At 40.0% G+C, this 460-nt stretch carries 1 protein-coding gene; it reads right to left on the bottom strand.

Translation table 11 applies throughout. The features are described 5' to 3' along the window. Window positions 1-460 (bottom strand): thrombospondin type 3 repeat-containing protein (locus tag FUA24_RS24705; RefSeq protein WP_187388394.1); only part of this gene is annotated, 460 nt, incomplete at both ends.

Raw genomic sequence — 460 nt, 5'->3', positions numbered from 1 at the left:
ATCACCGTCAGCATCTGGACAACCAGCTAAAGCTTTTAAACCAGCAACTGAAGGACATTTATCATCTTTATCAGCAATACCGTCACCGTCAGAATCTGGACAACCGTTTAATTCAGCAGAACCAGCTTCGTTAGGACAGTCATCTTTAGAATCTTCAATACCGTCACCATCTGTGTCAGGACAACCGTTAAATGCAGCTAAACCAGCAACTTCAGGACAAGCATCGTCTTTGTCATAAATACCATCACCGTCAGTATCAGTTCCACCAAATTTGATAGAAAGACCAGCAGTGTGTTGGAAATGTGTATCTAAATAATCTTCAAAAGCATGTTTGTAAGATGTTTGAAGTGTGAAACCAATGTTATCGTTAAACCAAATGTTTAAACCAGCAGTACCGTTTAAAGTACCAGCACCAATTTCATCAATCCAAGTGTAACCACCACCAACACCTAAGTAAGGA

The organism is Seonamhaeicola marinus (assembly GCF_008085455.1).
The sequence above is the reverse complement of the archived record's forward strand: the minus strand, read 5'-3'. Positions and strand labels throughout refer to the sequence as shown.